General features: G+C 34.8%; 10 protein-coding genes and 1 pseudogene. 3 read left to right on the plus strand and 8 right to left on the minus strand.

What is annotated here, in order from left to right; translation table 11 throughout:
- Nucleotides 1-352: 352 nt before the first annotated feature.
- Complete coding sequence (locus A9D35_RS19540; RefSeq protein ID WP_066220291.1) at nt 353-4,879, plus strand: rhamnogalacturonan lyase family protein; 4,527 nt, start codon at nt 353-355, stop codon at nt 4,877-4,879.
- Between the two features lie 140 nt (nt 4,880-5,019).
- Here A9D35_RS19540 and A9D35_RS05890 read toward each other — a convergent pair whose 3' ends face one another.
- The gene (locus A9D35_RS05890) at nt 5,020-5,238 is read right to left on the minus strand and encodes a hypothetical protein (RefSeq protein ID WP_066220293.1); all 219 of its coding nucleotides are present in this window, start codon (nt 5,236-5,238) and stop codon (nt 5,020-5,022) included.
- 92 nt (nt 5,239-5,330) lie between these two features.
- Between A9D35_RS05890 and A9D35_RS05895 the strand changes: the two genes are divergently transcribed.
- Together A9D35_RS05895 and A9D35_RS18345 are read left to right on the plus strand one after the other, a co-directional pair.
- On the plus strand, nt 5,331-5,627 hold the full coding sequence (locus tag A9D35_RS05895) for a hypothetical protein (RefSeq protein ID WP_066220298.1): 297 nt from the start codon (nt 5,331-5,333) through the stop codon (nt 5,625-5,627).
- A gap of 183 nt (nt 5,628-5,810) precedes the next feature.
- Nucleotides 5,811-6,008, plus strand: coding sequence for a hypothetical protein (locus A9D35_RS18345; protein ID WP_141675488.1), 198 nt, complete (start codon nt 5,811-5,813; stop codon nt 6,006-6,008).
- A 239-nt stretch (nt 6,009-6,247) separates the two neighbouring features.
- Here the strand turns inward: A9D35_RS18345 and A9D35_RS05900 are convergent.
- From A9D35_RS05900 to A9D35_RS05920, 7 genes and pseudogenes are all read right to left on the minus strand, one after another.
- Nucleotides 6,248-7,522, minus strand: a pseudogene (locus tag A9D35_RS05900) (DUF2264 domain-containing protein); the annotation flags it as partial.
- A 53-nt stretch (nt 7,523-7,575) separates the two neighbouring features.
- Nucleotides 7,576-8,229: a DUF2264 domain-containing protein gene (locus tag A9D35_RS19455; RefSeq protein ID WP_262487481.1), complete on the minus strand. Its 654-nt coding sequence runs from the start codon at nt 8,227-8,229 to the stop codon at nt 7,576-7,578.
- Between the two features lie 48 nt (nt 8,230-8,277).
- Entirely contained in the window at nt 8,278-10,329 is a 2,052-nt protein-coding gene (locus tag A9D35_RS05905; protein WP_369692149.1) for a glycoside hydrolase family 2 TIM barrel-domain containing protein, read from the minus strand.
- Nucleotides 10,330-10,364: 35 nt separating this feature from the next.
- Nucleotides 10,365-11,378: a sugar-binding domain-containing protein gene (locus A9D35_RS19645; RefSeq protein ID WP_369692150.1), complete on the minus strand. Its 1,014-nt coding sequence runs from the start codon at nt 11,376-11,378 to the stop codon at nt 10,365-10,367.
- A gap of 22 nt (nt 11,379-11,400) precedes the next feature.
- On the minus strand, nt 11,401-12,606 hold the full coding sequence (locus tag A9D35_RS05910) for a glycoside hydrolase family 88 protein (RefSeq protein WP_066220301.1): 1,206 nt from the start codon (nt 12,604-12,606) through the stop codon (nt 11,401-11,403).
- A gap of 19 nt (nt 12,607-12,625) precedes the next feature.
- Nucleotides 12,626-13,939, minus strand: a complete 1,314-nt coding sequence (locus A9D35_RS05915; RefSeq protein ID WP_235817860.1) for a BNR repeat-containing protein — start codon at nt 13,937-13,939, stop codon at nt 12,626-12,628.
- Nucleotides 13,940-13,978: 39 nt separating this feature from the next.
- Nucleotides 13,979-16,882: a glycosyl hydrolase 115 family protein gene (locus tag A9D35_RS05920; protein ID WP_066220307.1), complete on the minus strand. Its 2,904-nt coding sequence runs from the start codon at nt 16,880-16,882 to the stop codon at nt 13,979-13,981.
- Between the last annotated feature and the right edge of the window lie 4 nt (nt 16,883-16,886).

Raw genomic sequence — 16,886 nt, forward strand, 5'->3', positions numbered from 1 at the left:
ATAAGTAGACCTGAATTTTTCAGAAACCTATTAATTATTTGAATCAAATTCAAAAAAAAAGACCTATCATACTGTATTCCATGACAGTACAGGATGCTTTAGCTCCGAAATCTCAATAAATTTAAGTAGTAAAAAAAACAACAAGCTTATTATGTTTTTTCAGGTAAAGCTTTGTTTTCTAAAGATAAACCTTAAGCCCTAACAATTGAGTAGATCGCCACCAACACCCTAACAATTTGAATTTCCAAAATGCATTTTTTGTCTCTGACTATTAATGCTACAAACAATCTAACTAATTCTAGATTATATGATTTTTTATGAGGTCATAATTCTAGTAACCTAAAATTTTAAAATGAAAAAAACTTACTTTCTTACACTAATATTATTCTTTATTGGAATAAATTTAAGTGTAGCACAACGAAAACTAGAAACCTTAAATCGAGGGCTTATAGCTGTAAGAACTACAACCGATCAGGTCTATATCGGGTGGCGACTATTGGGATATGAAAATCAATCTACCGCTTTTAATGTTTACAGAGATGGCGTTTTAATAAACGACACGCCAATCGAGAATTCAACAAATTTTATAGATACCGTTTCCAGCGATGGATCTTATCAAGTAAAAACAGTTATAAATGGTGAAGAAAAAGACACCTCTGAGTCTGTCGATGTATTGCAGCAAGATTATCTAGAAATTCCACTTAACACCCCCGATGGCGGTATTACACCAGATAATGTTTCTTATACATACACGGCAAACGATGCCAGTGTTGGCGATTTAGATGGTGATGGCCAATATGAAATTATCTTAAAATGGGATCCAACAAATTCCAAAGATAACTCTCATGAGGGCTATACTGGTAATGTTTATTTAGATGCTTATACTTTGGAAGGCGAATTTAAATGGCGTATCGATTTAGGTCATAATATTAGAGCAGGTGCTCACTACACTCAGTTTATAGTGTTTGATTTTGATGGGGATGGAAAATCTGAAATCGCCTGTAAAACGGCGGATGGAACCATAGATGGCCAAGGAAAAATTATTGGAGACGCCACTGCAGATTATAGAAATAGTGCTGGACGCGTCCTATCAGGCCCTGAGTTTTTAACCATCTTTAATGGCGAAACGGGTGCAGAAATGGCAACTGTAGACTATTTGCCTGCCCGTGGGGATGTTAGTTCCTGGGGAGATAATTATGGGAACCGTGTTGATCGTTTTTTAGCAGGAGTTGCTTTTTTAGACGGTAAAAATCCTAGCCTAGTAATGTGTCGCGGATACTACACGCGTAGTGTTTTGGCTGCCTGGGATTGGAAAGATGGTAAACTTACCCAACGTTGGATATTTGATTCGAACGATGAAGAAAACAAAGGTTATGGAGGTCAAGGAAACCATAGTTTAAGTATAGCCGATGTAGATGCAGATGGAAAAGATGAAATTATTTACGGTTCTATGACTGTCGATGATGATGGGACAGGTCTTTATAATACAGGTTTAGGTCATGGAGATGCTTTACATGTTTCAGATTTTGACCCAGAAAGACCTGGGCAAGAAGTCTTTATGCCACACGAAAATAAAGTTGATGGGATTACATTTAGAAGTGCCAAAACAGGAGATATTATATGGCAATATAAAATGAATACCGATGTCGGCAGAGGTTTAATTGCAGATATAGATTCTACACAATTAGGAGCTGAATCATGGGCATCTAGTGGTTTAGGCGTTTATAATTCTAAAGGAGTTAAAGTACTATCAGATAGACCTTCAATTAATTTCGCGATTTGGTGGGATGACGATTTACAACGTGAATTACTTGACGGAACAAGCATAACGAAATATGGTGTAGGTGAAGTTTTTAATGCTACAGATTGTAATTCTAATAATAGCACTAAAAAAACACCCAATTTGCAAGCCGATTTACTTGGAGACTGGAGAGAAGAATTAATGCTTCGTACAAGCGATAATAAAGCTCTAAGAATATTTTTAAATCCAACAAAATCTAAAAGAAAAATGTACACTTTAATGCATGATCCTCAGTATAGAGTGGCAATAGCATGGCAAAATGTAGGGTATAATCAACCCCCGTGGCCTTCTTTTTATTTGGGATATGGTATGGATACACCTCCTCCTGCACCTTTAACTAATAATAAATTAATTTGGAATAAAGGTGATGTATGGGATATAGAAAAATCTTCAAACTGGTTTTTAAACGATAACGTATCCGAATACCACCAAGAAGATGTTGTATTGTTTGATGAGTCAGGTGAAACCAAACAACCCATACAATTAGTTGGAGATATAACACCTACTAGTGTTACTTTTAATTCGGCTTCTAATTACATATTAACTGGTGAAGGACACTTAACTGGAACTATGGAACTTGTCAAATTAGGGAATAGTAATGTCTTTTTAAATAATAGCAACACATTTACTGGTACCTCTACCGTCTGGCAAGGCGGTCTCTTTATAAATGGAAACTTAGAAAATAGTTCTATAATCATTAAAGATTATGCCACTTTTGGAGGCGAAGGTATTGTTGGTAAAACGCTTAATTTGGGAAAAGGGGTCCACATGTATGCTGGTGAAGATAAAAAAGCAGGCATATTAACGGTAAATGGTGCAGTAACTATTAAAGATGGTATTAACTTTAATTTCGATTTATCGGATGACCCAATTGGTTTAAATGATAAACTGGTGTTTAACGAATCTGTTCAATTTAATGGGGATGTGACATTTGTTTTTAATACCATAAATGATGGGTTAAACAGCGGAACCTATACACTAATTGAATATGGGAAAGATTTTGATATCGATTTAGATAATGTAAAAGTAGAAGGGATTCCTGGTATTAAATACGAATTAAACAATACAGGTGCTACCATAACCATGGAAGTTGAATGGGTGAGAAATCCAACAACTGTATATTGGCGAGGAAATACGAGTAACGTTTGGGATTTAGCCGAAACGTATAATTGGTACAATGGAACGGATTCGGATTTATTCGCTCCTTCAGACTATGTTATTTTTGATGATTCTGGAGCATCAAAAAATACTATTGAAACATCTGGCACACTGCCTATTGGTCAAATTACCGTAAATTCAGATTCCGATTATTTTATACAGGGAGATGGCAGTATTAATGGCGATGGCGGATTACTAAAACAGGGAGATGGTACTTTATATATTAAAGGAAACCATAATTTTACAGGTATTACCACAATTGAAGGCGGTAAAATTAGTGTAGATGCACTTTCTAACGGCGGTGAATCTGGATCTATTGGAGCCGCATCAAATCTACCTGAAAATCTACAAATAAATGGCGGAACATTAGAATTTTCTTCAAACATAGAAACCGATAGAGGCATACTTACTTTAGATAAAAATGCCACCATTATAGCTCCTGATGGTGTTATAGCAATTCTAAATGGAGAAATTTCTGGTAAAGGAAAATTAGAAAAAACAGGAACAGGACAGATTCAACTAAATAATAAAAATACGATTCTGGGCAATGTTATTTTAAAAGAAGGAATAATTCATTTAGGATCGGAAGAAAGTATTTCCCATGGGTTTAACGATGGAAATATTGTTTTAGAAGGCGGTATGCTAAGTATGCTAGACGACACCAATTCTTTTAGTAAAGCCTATTGGAATGTTATTATACCAGAAGAAAAACAAGCAGAATGGAGATTAGATGGTCGCTGCGAATTTAGAGGTACTCTTAGAGGTGCAGGTATTCTAAATCTTTACGCCCCATGGATTAGATCTGAAATGTACGGAGACTGGTCTGAATTTAACGGACATGTAAATGTAACCACAGATAGTGATGGCGGCTGGTTTATACTCGGAAATAAAAATGGGTATGTAAATACTTCTATTAATTTAGCAGACGGCGTTTCAATCCTGTTCAGATTAGACTCAAACGAAACTATTGAGTTAGGAGAACTATCGGGTACTTCCAATTCTTTTTTGTCCTCAGGTTACGGATCCAGAACCTTAACTTGGAAAGTTGGAGGAAAAAACACAGATGCTATTTTTAATGGTGTTATAGATGAAACAGCCTTTAAAGGTTCAGGTTCTAAAACGGCTATAATTAAATCGGGTTCTGGTACGTGGACCTTAACAAATTCAAACACTTATTCTGGAGGAACTAAAATAGAAGCCGGAGAACTTATCGTAGACAATACTATTGGTAGCGGTACAGGAACAGGTATGGTAACTGTAGATGCTCATGCTATACTTTCTGGAAATGGCTCTATGGATGGAAACCTGCTGCTACAAGATGATGCAATCTTGGCCCCAGGACGAGAAAATATAGTTGGACAATTACGGTTTTCCAAAGATGTTAGTTTTTCTGAAACCTCAATTTTAAAAATAGATATAAACGACAATTCTTACGACAAAATTACAACTTCCGGGACATTGAAATATAATGGTATACTTCATATTAATAATTTAGGGAACGAATTTAAAGAAGGGGATCGTTTTGCTATTTTTGATGCAGAAACAATCGAAGGAAAATTCGCAGATATTACACCTGCATTAACAAATAATTTAGCTTGGGACACTTCCGAATTATACACTAACGGTGTTTTAATCGTAAATCATGAAGACAATCTATCTATTTCAGATGATGACCTAAACAAAAACCGTATTTCATTTTTCCCTAATCCAACACAAGACTATTTAAATATTTCACTGCAAAAAAATCCAGGACTTGATAGTCAAATATTAGTTTACGATTGTTTAGGGCATCTTTTAGTTAAAGAGTCTTTCAACAAGGATAAATACCAATTATCCCTAGAGCATCTGTCTAGTGGTATGTATATTATTAAGGTAAAAAATACTGAAGGAGTAATTACCAAAACAATTATAAAGGATTAAATAAAAAACAGTAATTAAATCTATAAATAGTACACTTCTATACAAAAGGGATAGACATTGCATAAAGTCTATCCCTTTTCTTATAATATAAATTAAATTACTACTCTTCTGAATTAAAATGAATAAAAAAATAAAATAAATCAATTCTTAATAATTTCAATGTAATCAATAACAATTCCCGTTTGATTTACTCCAACTTTAATATGATGTATTCCTGCCGATGTAAAACTATACGGAATGGTTGTTACTGCACTGTTTCTAAGAACATTTTCTTTCCATGTCGCACTTCTTCCTTGTGTTGAAATTGAATAAGATAAAGGCGTGTTATTATCTATAAATACATCTCCTGAATTCTGCACTTTTTTACCCTAAAAACGCTAACCATCACTATTACAGTGAAATAACATGATTTAATCTTGTGTTGTGGGTGTCCCAGCGGTATATTTATACCATGTTTGTAAGAAAAAAGAAGAATAATAGCGGTATTATAAGTGTCCAAGTTATAGACAAAAGCTCAGGAAAATACAAAGTGCTAAAAACAATTGGGAGTTCTTCGGTTGATTCAGAAATTAAAACATTTTACCAACAAGGGCTTGACTACATCTCACATTATGAAGGTCAACAAACCTTTGATTTTACAACTCAAGATTTCAAAGAAACAGTCAAACAAAGCATCCAAACTATCTCAATAGAAGGAGTTAACTTGTTACTTAGTAAAATTTATACCGAAATTGGATTTGATACCTAGATAAGATTTATTCTGATTATAAAGAGTCGCTTCAGCAGATTAGTTATAATCATACAAAAAAAATTCTTGGCGGTATTATGAAAGAATGAAAAAGCCTTTAGAATATCTAAGCATGATTTAAAAATCCGACCAATCTATCATAGGTTACAAAAAAGAATTGAGGCTCACATAACTATTAATTTCGTGGCATATAAAATCTACAAAGAACTAGAACGGCAGCTAAAATTAAAAACATCCAAAATGAGTCCTGAGAAGGCTATTGATATAGCTAAGTCTATTTATGCTATAGAACTTGTTGACCCTACTAACGGAAAAACTTTTAAAGAAACACTGCTGCTAAACCAAAAACAAAAATTACTAGCTAATTTATTTGATTTTTGATTTGGGTGTCCCAGTGCGGAACTCAGGAAAAAACGATTCAAATAGATAAGAATTATTACATGTTTGATTTAAAAGATAAAGTAGCTATTGTTACAGGAGGTAATGGCGTTTTGGGAGTAGCATTCAGGTTTTATTCAGTTATAGAATAACCACCTATTAAAACCAAGATTTAATTCATTTTTAAGTCTTGGTTTTTGTATTTCTTATAATTTTATATCTTAGATTTTTTACACCAATTGCTACTCATTGTATTTTATTAGAGTCGTTTTACCATCATTCCTTTTTACCTTAATGCTATTTGAATCTTCTGAGACTTCTATTTCATCAACGGGTATCAGATCTTGATTTTCCCATTTTTCTCCAGATTTTTTCCAAAGCATTAGGGTCGCATAAATATTGGATTTCGTGTTTGGATTCGCAGTTGCTGTCAGGTTAATTACAGAACTCTCTATGCTTTCTGGATGCAGACCTTTTGCAGTTACGATTTCAGCTTGTTCCCACCCCAGAAGTGGCACCATAGCCAACTGAAATTTCCCGTTATCAATAATCGTCACGTTATGACTCTTTACTTTTCGTTTTCTGGTTGTGATGTCCTTATCCAATTTAGGTAAAGCATAATGCCCTAAACGCATAGCAATAGTATTATCGCTATTGTTTTTGTCAACCCTTAAAATGCCGTTCGGTAAAGGTATATCGGCTAAATTAAACTTGATAGTTTCATCGGTTTCTAGCACCACATCTCTGTAATAGACCCCATCCTCAAACGATTTAAATGTGTATAGCCTGAACGCTTCCCAATGGTTCTCTTTATTTTTTATCACGTAATTCATAGCGACTTCTCCTTGAGATCCATCGGCTTGCCAAGGAAAATCACTATTATAGGATAAACGATTATAATTTTCCGTAGAACGAAATTTTTGCCAATCGTCGGCTACTTTTTCATGACACCAAGCTCTGATTTCTGAAGCGCCAATATTTGGATAATCTGTAATTAAGACTTCCGATTCACCTTGAAATTTATTATATACCTCTCCTTCTTTAAGCTCATCTTCCCAAGCGCCATTATTTTCTGTTGCTGTCCAAAACGGACTATCATCTGGCAACAATAATCCGAAGAAAATTTTCCCCATCCAATACACACTTCCGCGGCAGCTATAATTCTGTACCGCAGGTTCAAAAGCACCATAAAAACCAAGTGTCGGTACCTCATCTTTCATAAAGTCTGGGTGCGTGAAAAATTGTTTAATAACGCCAGATGCAATTCTGCGCATCCAACCATAATTTACATTTTCATCATTTTCAAAGCCCATTAACGGAAAGGGTACTGCTGCTCCCACTCTATAACTTATACTTCTGCCGTACATAATCATTTCGCCATGTTCACTAAACATGTAAGGGTAATTCCCTTTCATATCGTTAAAGTTTGATTTGAATTTCGCTGCAATTTCAGGATAATGTTTGTCTCCAAAATATTGAGCCCACACACTTCCATACATCTGAAAGGCCCACATGCTGTAATAATCATACGCAGGACTGTCGTTATACCATCCGTTGCCTCTGTAATGTGTTAGCGATTTTCTAAATACTCAACCAGTAATTTTTCATTGACTTGATATCCTTGTTCCTTGAAGAAACTCAATACAAATATGTTGAAAAATTTCCAGTTAGAATCTACCGTTGGACCATCGCCATAACTTAACATAACTCTTGCCAAGTCGTCTTTTTCCTGTTTAGTTAAGGGATCCCATAAGACTTCAGTATTTACCAATAACGACAAGGCTAAAGCACCAAACTCCACCAAATTTTGGTTTGCACCACCATCTTTAGCTCTAGGAACGATATAGGATGAACTTTTGGGGTCTGTTAGTTTTGAAATCTGATAGCGATAATAATTAGCTACGTTTATTGTATTGAGGACTAAATTTGGATCTTCTTTTAAAATCGGAGACGCCACAAACAAAGTTCTACATAGACCTTCTAATTTTTCTGTTGGTACGCGTGCTTCATCATGCGGATAACTTTTCCCTGGTTGTTTAGGGAACTTCATAGGATCGTCCAAGGTATGAATATAACTGAATGCACCCTCTAACAAATAAAGGGCGGCATCTTTCCAGTGTTGCTTAGTCATACCCGTTTTGGGGCTCAACTGATAATCTGGATTTTTAATTTGAAACACCTCATCATCTTTACTTTTTTCTTGTGAAAAAGAAGATGCGTTCAATAATAAACAAAGTATAAAACAGGTCCTATTTTTTCTAATCATAATGAATTATTCCAGTTCCATTGTAAAGCTATAGGTATAGGTTTTATTTTCCAATCGGTAAGGCTTATGCGGTAAAGCCCCCCAACTCGTATCACCACCAACACCACGTTGTTTTAAATCGACATGTAGATATATTTTATCGTTTTCAACTTTAATATCTGTTGGATGCGTTTGCGCTTTTTGTTTTCCACCATCTAAAGTTTCTGTACTCATATTTAAAGCGCTAAATCCTAAAGGCTGATCGCCCGTAAATCTTAATCCTTGATTATTTGAATTTAATAAAGTTAACCAACGTACATCGGTTTTATAACCTGCTTCTTGCGGACGAATATAAGTCCAAGTAAACTGGTTTTTAACGGCATCTTTATATATTCCCATAAATGACGCCGTATTTCTATCTGAATAATTTTCCCAAGGACCGCGACCATAATACGCTAAATTATTGTATTTGCCATCTAAAACCATACGCATACCAAATCGTGGTAATTCTGGCAAATCTTTACCTGTCATATCTATACTTGCAGTGACTTTAATGCGTCCATCATTTTGAATTAAATAATCAACAACATAAGGAACATCTATATTTTCTATATGAAACGTCACTTTTACAGGAATACCTGCATTCATTTTATCTCCAACGGTCACAGTTTCTACTTTTAGATTTTTAGAAGCGTCTTCCCAAACGGCCAATTTTTCAGGCATTTTATTCCCATAATCATTGTCTGTTGGTGCACGCCAGAAATAAGGTTCTGGAAAATTAATAAATCGTATAGAATTGTCTTTTACCGACACATATTTTGTGATTTTCCCCGTTTTTAAATCCAATGTACCTTCAACTAAATCATTTGAAAAAGAAAGTACATCATCTTTCACGGTGTAAGTGATTTGCCCTTCTACTGTCGTATTAAGATTGAAAAAAGAACCTGTCCCAATTTTGAATTGTTCTCTTGCTTGTTCATGGTTTTCAGGAACTAAAGTCGTTGCTGTTTTGGTATATGCGTAGACTTCTAAATAATACTCCTTTGATGGGTTTAAGGTTGGTAGATTAATAGTAATATCTTGGGTTTCATTTGGGTTTGCGGTGACCTTGAAGGTCTCTTCTTTAACTAGTTCTCCATTCGCTTTTAAAACCCATTTAAAATTAAAATCATTTAAATTGATAAAGTTGAAGTTGTTGGTCACCGATAGTTTATTATTAACCAGTTTAAAATCGATATCCTGATATACTTTTTTAATTTCCTCTAATGCTGGATGCGGAACCCGATCTGCTGTAACCAAGCCGTTGGCACAAAAATTTTGATCGTGTTGTAGGTTTTCGCCACCTAAATCGCCGCCATAGGCCCAAAACATTCTACCATCGGCTGTTTCTGCTTTTAATCCTTGGTCTACCCAATCCCATATAAAACCACCTTGCATCTTTTTATTAGTGGCAATCACATCAAAATACTCTTGAAAATTCCCATTACTATTTCCCATGGCATGAGAATACTCACACATAATATATGGACGGTTATCAGAACTATCTGCATACGCTTTCATATTTTTTAACCTGGGATACATAGGCGCAACAATATCTGTGTTTTCATTATCGTCGGCTTGTTCAAACATAACAAAACGTGTTGAATCTTCTGCCTTTAACCATGTATAGGCTTCGTGAAACACGGGGCCATTTCCACATTCATTACCCATAGACCAAAGAATAACAGAACTGCTATTTTTGTTTTGTTGAAACATGCGCTGTATTCTATCTGTGTGGGCTGCAGCCCATTCTGGCAAATAAGCAGGATGCTTAGATTTATCGAACGTTCCTTGCTTTTCCGCTCCCATGGCATGGGTTTCTATATTGGCTTCGTCTACAACATACAAACCGTATTCATCGCATAAGGTATAAATGTATGGGTCGTGCGGATAATGACTCATTCTTATGGCATTGATGTTATTCAGTTTCATCAGCTTTACATCTTCCAACATCGTTTCACGGTCTGGAGCATGCCCTTTAACTCCGTGATGTTCATGCAGGTTTACACCGTTTACCATCAATGCTTTCCCATTAACCATTAATTGAAAATCTTTAATTTCAACTTTTCTAAAACCTATTTTTTTGAAAGGACTTGTGTATCTTTTTTATCTTCTAAGGTCAATACATATCTATATAAATAAGGCTGTTCGGCGCTCCATTTTTTAACATCTTTAATGGTTGTTGAAAAACTCACTTTAGATTCTGATTTTTTAACTTTTTTAGCTTCAGAATACACCTCATTTCCTTTCGCATCTAATAATTTGAGTGATACAGTCTGGTTCTTTGACACTTTTTTACCAAAAGACCTTAAATCTGCACTCAATTTGAATTCCCCGTTTTTGTAGCTATCATCTAAATTACCTTCAACCACATAATCCCAAACTGTGGTTTTTGGCGTGGCTTGTAAATACACATCGCGTTCTATACCACTTAATCTCCAAAAATCTTGATCTTCTATATAACTCCCATCGTGCCAACGAAATACTTGTACCGCTAAGAGGTTTTTCCCGTCTTTTAAAAATGTGGTTACATCAAACTCGGCTGCTGTTTTAGACGCTTTAGTCATCCCAACTTCTTTGCCGTTTAGAAAAATTCTAGCATAACCAGAGATCGAACCAAAATGAAGAATCACTTCCTTATCACTCCAAGCATCAGCCACTTCAAAAGTGGTTCTATAGCTTCCTACTGGATTATAATCGCCATCTATAAACGGAGGGTTTTTAGGAAATGGATACACGATATTGGTGTAAATAGGCGTATCGAAACCCTGTAACTCCCAATTGGAAGGGACTTGAATCGTTTTCCAATCAGTATCATTTAGGTTTGTTTGATAAAAATTTTGAGGCCGATCCGTTGGATTTTTAACGATATTAAATTTCCAAGTGCCGTTTAAACTTTGGTAATATTTAGATTTTTCAGGGGAATCTATCAACGCCGATGTTTCATTATCGAACATGACAAAAGAAGCTCTAGCAGGTTCTTTATTACGACCTACTATTTTTGGATTCTCCCATTCATTGGTTTTGGTCTGAGCAAAACTGAATAAAGTGAATACAATGAAAAAAGGGGCTATAAGGAATTTATACATGCTAATTGTTTTTTTAAGTATTCTATAATTTAGTGTTGTCTAGATCGGATTTTAAACGCATAAGGGCTTCCACAAAATAATAATCGCCATAGGATAGAGGCGTATCAATTTCGGTATTATTTGGCATATTTCCGACACCATGTTTCAATATAAATCCGCCATTGGTTCCTACTTTTGCTAAATAATCATCTGAACTCAATGTGGTTAACATGGTTTTTGCAGCCATATTATATGTTTCGGTTAACGGATTTTCTACATAATTTTTAAGCTCTAACAATGCAGAAGCTATAATGGCTGCTGCCGAAGAATCTCTTAAAGCATTCGGAATATCGGTCGCATCAAAATCCCAATAAGGCACCATATCCTTTGGCATATTTGGATGGTTTAAAATGAAATTAGCAATACCTTTCGCTTGATTTAAATAGCTCTGATTTTTGGTTTCTCTGAATGCTACAACATAACCATATAATCCCCACGCCTGACCACGAGCCCAAGCCGAATCATCTGCCGCGCCTTGATTGGTTATTTTTGCCTTCACGTCGCCTGTTTTTTCATCGTAAATAACTTCGTGATACGAACTAAAATCTTTTCTAAATTGATTTTGTATGGTTTTATCGGCATGATTAACAGCTATATTATAATAGGTGCTATCACCGCTATGTTGCGTTGCCCAAAACAGTAATTCTAAATTCATCATATTATCGATAATAACTACGAGATCCCCTTCTTTTCCTTTATTCCAAGAGGCATTATCCCATGAGCGAATCGCTTTTACCGTATCGTTATACCGAGTTGCCAAAGATTTGGCACTATTCATTAAAATGTTTTCATATTCAGGCTTTGGATGTAAACGTTGCGCGTTCCCAAAACTACAATACATCATAAAACCAAGATCGTGAGTGGTTGTGTTATATTGTTCTTTTTTTAAATCAAATAAAAGACTTTTCGATTCTTGCCTTAAAACAGGTTTGTTTAAGTCTTCTGTTAGATATAAAAGCGTACCCGGATAAAAACCACTGCACCACCAATCTGATGTGCTTATTTCTAAAGTGTTTTCGTGATAGGTTTTAGGAAAGCCATAATCTGGTAAGTGTGTCATTAAATACTGGTATTGACTTGCGGCATGGTTTAAAACAGTCTCCACTCTATTTTCAATTAAAGTTGTTTTTGAAGCACACGAACTAAATAGTTGAAGTGTAACTAATAAAACAATGACGTTTTTTCTCATGATGTGGTTAATTATTTTTTTATTTATACAATTTATTAAGATTCTTTACTTTTAGAACTCGCACCTTAGAAGCCTTTGTTTCAGCAACTCCTTCTCCATCTATTTGGATCACATTTTGAACAAAAACATCCAATTCTTTTTTACTATTCCACAAATTAATATCATAATTCGGCTCCCATTCCCCTACTGAAGTTTCACTTAAATCTTTCACATTCCACTCTGTCCTATTGTTTAAACTCGCGTATGCTAAAGACACTTTATTCTGTCTTTCTTCATCTCTAAAAAGCAGATTAATGTATGTTTGTTTATTGAAGTCATTAATAAAAATATCGGGTCTGGAAATTGGAATTTTTTTAGTCCCGCCGCCACCTAAAGTAAAGGTTGTTGTTCTAAATCCTGTATTTATTTTTTGCCATGCATTATCCTTTAAATACACGATTTGATATTGAGTAATATCATTCTCATTCCAATAGGACGCTATAAACGGATTACCATGAGCATCCGTACTCATAGCCGTTTGATTGATAAGATTACTGTTTTGGGGGATTTTCCAGGCCTGTTCTGCTGAAGCTAGTGTGATTGGTAAGTTATAACGCTCTCCAGTAGATTTCTCCCAAGTTACACCACCATCTTTGGATCGTGCGTAGCATATATCGTGATTAGTGGATACATCCCAAGTTTCTCTCCAAACCCAAGAAATATGAATAACGCCCTTTGTGTCTATGCAAGTTTGCCAATAAGCACTCCGTTTGTTTTCTCCGTCTATAAGGTTGTGTTGCAACTGCTTCCAGGTGTCTTTATTAACATCATAAGAATTCAAAACTAAATTTCCTCGACCTGATTGACCTGAACGGTAGCAAAATAATAAATTGCCATTGGGTAAATTATAAAATTCTGGATAAGTTACTTTATCTTCTAGCAAGCCCGTCATTTGCATTTCTGATCCCAGTTCTAACCCATAAGGTTTTACGCTTTTTACATACCTCAATTTAGTATCATGATGATTCCAACTAACGTGAACAAACCCGTTACCGTCTATAGCTATACTAATGCTATTATGTGCATCTTTAGTATGTCCTTTATAAGCTGATTTTAAAATCTCCCATTTTTTTGATTGTAATTTACGTTTGCCCAACACCAAATGACTATCCGCATCATAATATGCTACGAATTGATAATTCCCAGATGTTGTTAAAGCATTTTTTCTAAATTTAACCGTATTTATAGAATTGGCACTCCAGCCTTCTCCAACATAAGTATCTGTTATCTGTTTTGTACATGAGGTAACACTCAATAATAGAATGAATAATACTTTAGTATTTTTTAATTTCAAAAACGTTTTAAAGTTGTTCATTAAGAATTTTACAAAAAATTAATGATTAATTGTTTCTGACACTATTGGGTAAACTTCCGAAGTTTCACCTGTGTTTAAAACAAAATAATCTAACAACACACCAGCATCTACCGGATATACCTTTAAGGTTTGTTTTCCTTTGTTTTTTATTGGAGCTTGAATGTGTTTGATGGCTTTGTTACGCAGCACATTTTGTTTCCATTCATCACTTCTTCCTTTAGTTTTAAAATCTATTATTTTTATAGGTTCGTCATTCCATTGTACAGCAATTCTTATTTTCCCATCTGTATTTAAAGGATGGGTTGGCATGGCAACAATATCTATCATGGCTTTTTCCGTTATGGTTTCAGTAAAAAATTCATAAGATAAAACGGGAGCTTTTGGTTGGTCCAAAACAGATTTAGCACTTAAGGGTGATGCTTGCATGCTGCTTTTAGAATGTCCTAATCCTTTTAATTCTTTCCATGTTAAACCTTCTTTTTTTTCATTGTTCATAAAATTATTCGCATACACAATTGCCTTTCCGTTTTTTTCTACAATGCTGTTTTTAGGAACATTTACATAACTATCAGAAATATTAATTTGAAGGTTTTTTTCAAAACCTTCTGCTTTTATCTTTAATGTTACTGAATTTGGTTTTCCTGCTTTTTTCCAAAGATTCCAGTTGATTGACAACTGTATTCTACGCTCTAAATTCTTTTCATTTAACCGTCCTGATGTTTTGGTTGCTGTAATCCAATTTGGTAATGCATCAAACTTCCAATGCGCTTTATTTGCAGATTTTAAATAGATATCTATAAAGTGTGATAACGTCTCATTCACATAAAAAGTTGGCAATTTATCAATCCCTTCTCTTGTCTTCAACGTATCTTCTAAAGTGATTCCTATGACGTCTTTATCACTATTTTCTGCAAGATTTATTTCAGGGTTGTCAAAAACAGGCAATCGTCTTGGTTTCATATCCATTATACCTTGCCATTTTCCGTTATTCAATCCATTGTACTTTTTTGTTAAAGACACCATTTTATCATAGGCCTTTGCTGATAAATCTTTATAATGCGCTGCACTTTTTCGACCTTCTTGGGCATACGTCATCGCTTTGTCTCTGTACAGAAACTTTTTATTCATATTGGCAGCTCCTTCTACAGGATAACTAACCAATTGAATAAAACTACTTTTAAATTCTTTTGGCAATTGATTTTCTATTTTTTGTACTTGCTTTTCAATTGTTTGATAAGCATGGATACGTTGTTCAATTTCATCACCATTAGCCAAAGTATTATATGCCGTATTGTAAATAGGCGTTGTTTTTTCTGTTTGACTCCATCCCATAAACTCTGGTTTGCGTTCAAAAGCCAATTGATAATAGGTGTTTTTTATTTCAGCAATCTCACTTCCCAACTCATTTCCATAAATATCACTAAAAAATTGTTGTTGATGTGTGGACACATATTCTGATTTTTGAAATTGTTCTGCATCATAAGCCATGTCTAAAAACAACTGTGTATTATATTCTGCTGGTTTGATGTCTCCTACATTTAAAATCCAAATTTCTTTGTTGTTTAAGTTGTAAGCTTTCATCATTTCTTCTTGAATTAAATACGGATTGATAGCACTTAACCACAAATAATCATGAGGTCTTCCCCAATAAGACGCATGGTAATACACGCCTCCGCCACCAGCACGTTTTTGCTCATCTGCATTGCTTAATGCTCTTATATATCCGTAATTATCGTCTGTCCACACCAAGGTAATATCTTCAGGAACTTCTAACCCATTTTTATATAAATCCAAAACCTCTTTGTACACTGTAAAAGCTTGCGGCACATTTGCCGCCTCTGGATTAATGTACTTTTTTATCAATCCTCTCTGGTCTACAATCACCTCATTTAAAACAGCAATAGCCTCTTCTATGTTTTTTACACCTTCCATTCCACTATCGTGCACACCACGCATTCCAATGGTATAAATAGCATCAATATCTCTGGCTGCTTTTACTCTGTCTTTCCAATACTCATAGACATTGGTTTTGTTAGTTTTATAATTAAAACTCCCAAAAGATTTTTTATCCCATTCATCTACATTGTTCCGTAACATGGGTTCTGCATGAGAGCTTCCTAAAACAATATTGTACAACGCTGCCATTTTAGGATTTCCAGGATAATGAAAAAATGCCTTGGTACTTGGGTGCATGGCTGGCCAAATGGAATTCGCATTTAAACGCAATAGTAATTCAAAAATTTTAGCATAGGTTTTTGGACCAATATCTCCTGTTTCAGGTTCAAAGCTTTTTTCAGCCCAAGGTTGTAACCCCCAATCTTCATCATTTAAAAAGATACCTCTATATTTTACCGATGGCGCTTTACTATAATATTCTGGTTGATTTATTATCAGTTCCTTACTTTTTTTAACGGGCACATCTGCCCACCAATACCAAGGATTCACTCCAATTATTTTTGAAATATTAAACACGCCATAAGCTGTCCCTCTAGGGTTTGTTCCTGCAATAACAAAAGCTTTGTCGATGGTTTTAGTTGGATTTGTGATGGTTTTGTACAAATAACTTTCCCACTGATTTTTAAATCCTTCCTTAATATTCTTATCATCTATAAATTGATTGACCAAATCTGAATCCACACGACCAATAACAATTACATGTCCTTTGGCTTGTTTAATATCTGTAATTACTTTGGGTTTATAATTGGTTACTTTATAAATATCATCTGCTAGAAGATTGGCCGTTACAGAATCTAGAGCCGATGCGTTTTTGTCATACAAAATAATGGCTTCGCTTTTCGAACTATAAATTTCAAATACAACGTCCTTACTGTTTTGAAGGGTATCTGAATTTGCCATGCCTGAAATGGGCAGCAAAACAGTTACTAATAATAAAATTTTGTTTTTAATACTATTGATAATCATTTAT

This window comes from Formosa haliotis (assembly GCF_001685485.1).
Taxonomy (GTDB): domain Bacteria; phylum Bacteroidota; class Bacteroidia; order Flavobacteriales; family Flavobacteriaceae; genus Formosa; species Formosa haliotis.

Bases quoted from the DNA above. Each gene is read 5' to 3' on its own strand.
- A9D35_RS05920 (WP_066220307.1), bottom strand. From the start codon at position 16,882: ATGATTATCAATAGTATTAAAAACAAAATTTTATTATTAGTAACTGTT.
- A9D35_RS05905 (WP_369692149.1), bottom strand. From the start codon at position 10,329: ATGGTTAATGGGAAAGCATTGATGGTAAACGGTGTAAACCTGCATGAA.
- A9D35_RS05910 (WP_066220301.1), bottom strand. From the start codon at position 12,606: ATGAGAAAAAACGTCATTGTTTTATTAGTTACACTTCAACTATTTAGT.
- A9D35_RS19540 (WP_066220291.1), top strand. From the start codon at position 353: ATGAAAAAAACTTACTTTCTTACACTAATATTATTCTTTATTGGAATA.
- A9D35_RS05895 (WP_066220298.1), top strand. From the start codon at position 5,331: ATGTTTGTAAGAAAAAAGAAGAATAATAGCGGTATTATAAGTGTCCAA.
- A9D35_RS19645 (WP_369692150.1), bottom strand. From the start codon at position 11,378: ATGTATAAATTCCTTATAGCCCCTTTTTTCATTGTATTCACTTTATTC.